The organism is Spirochaetia bacterium 38H-sp (assembly GCA_039023545.1).
GTDB classification, from domain to species: domain Bacteria; phylum Spirochaetota; class Spirochaetia; order Winmispirales; family Winmispiraceae; genus Rarispira; species Rarispira pelagica.
In genome coordinates this window covers 1-1,820 of sequence record JBCHKQ010000015.1, presented here as the reverse complement: position 1 = coordinate 1,820, position 1,820 = coordinate 1, and the positions used below count along the sequence as shown (strand labels likewise).

Sequence of the window (1,820 nt, the reverse complement as noted above, 5' to 3'; positions counted from 1 at the left end):
ATGTAATCTACAAAAATGTTATATCGAACGCGGTAAATGCTACAAAAAAGTATCATTTACCGCTTCTTATCGATTAAAGCTTATAAGAAATGTAATAATATTTATTTATGGGATTATATATTGCATAAATATGCAATATATGGCATAAAAATTGCATAGATATCTATCCCCAATACTATCGACATAGGGAGTGTGTATGGCGTTTAAAAAAAGGCCTAAGGCCCACGGATTGTATGACCCATCTTTTGAACACGACAGCTGTGGTGTCGGATTTGTGGCACACATAAAGGGTGTTGCAAGACATGAGATAATAGAAGAAGCAAAGAATGTTCTTGTTCACATGACTCACAGAGGTGCTGTGGGAAGTGAGGTTAATACAGGAGATGGCGCAGGTATACTTGTTGCTCTTCCGTATGCATTTTTGGAAAAAATAGCTGATAAAGAGCTGGGGAAAAAACTGCCTGGGCGCGGAAGATATGCTGCAGGACTTGTTTTTCTCCCTCAGGATGATAAGCAGCGTGAAGCTTGTAAAAAAACAGTGGAAGAAACAATAGAGCATTTTGGACAGAGTCTTATAGGCTGGAGACCTGTTCCGGTTGTAGACCATATGATAGGACCTACAGCCAAGGCTTCCGAGCCGGTTATAGAGATGCTTTTTGTTGCTGCACAGGACGATATAAGCGATGAAGTTTTTGAGAGAAAGCTTTTTGCAATAAGGAAAAAAGCAACTCACCTCCTGAGAGGTAAGGAAAACGACTCTGACGAGTTTTTCTATTTTTGCAGCCTTTCTCCCAGGGTTATGGTTTATAAAGGCATGCTTACTCCTGAGCAGCTTTTTGAGTTTTTTCCTGACCTTTCTGATGCCGATTTTTCTTCTCATATTGCAATGGTTCACTCAAGGTTTTCTACCAATACTTTTCCAAGTTGGGACAGGGCTCAGCCGCTTAGGTTTATGAGCCACAACGGAGAGATAAATACCCTCAGAGGAAACATCAATAAGATGAGAGGAAGAGAGGGGCTGCTTAAGAGCGACATCATAGGAGAAGACCTCAAAGAAGTTTTGCCAATAATAGAACCAGACCTTTCTGACTCGGGAACCTTTGACAATGTTCTTGAGCTTCTTCTTATGGGAGGAAGAAGCCTTCAGGAAGCTGTTATGATGATGATTCCCGAGGCATGGCAGAAATATAAGATGGATAGCGAGAAAAAAGACTTCTACAAGTATATGAGCTGTCTCATGGAACCATGGGACGGACCTGCTTCCATCGCTTTTACTGATGGTCACGTAATAGGCGCGGTTCTTGACAGAAATGGTTTGAGGCCAAGCAGATATTATGTAACAGACGATGATATTGTGATAATGGCAAGTGAAGTCGGTGTTCTTCCCGTAGAGCCGGAAAAGGTTGTAAAGAAAGGCAGATTGCAGCCTGGTAAAATGTTCTTTGTTGACTTTGTTCAGGGAAGGATAATAGACGATGAGGAAATAAAAAAGAGCGTTGCCACACAGAGGCCTTATTCTGAGTGGCTCAGAGAACAGGTTATAGAACTTGATGAGCTTGAGACTGATAAGGAGCCTCATGGATTTTATCCTGAAACATTGGAAGAACGTCTCAAGATGTTTGGATATACACGAGAGCATCTTGATGTAATTCTTGCTCCAATGGTTATTGATGCAAAAGAGCCTCTTGGCTCCATGGGTAATGATTCTCCGCTTGCAGTTTTGTCCAACAGACCTAGGTTGATGTATGAATATTTTAAACAGCTTTTTGCACAGGTAACCAACCCAGCTGTGGATTCCATAAGGGAATCCGTGGTTATGA

The 1,820-nt window shown here is 41.5% G+C and carries 1 protein-coding gene; it reads left to right on the top strand.

The genetic code is table 11. The features are described from left to right. Nucleotides 1–196 precede the first annotated feature (196 nt). The coding region (locus WKV44_10540; protein ID MEM5948973.1) for a glutamate synthase central domain-containing protein at nt 197–1,820 on the top strand (1,624 nt) is incomplete at its 3' end.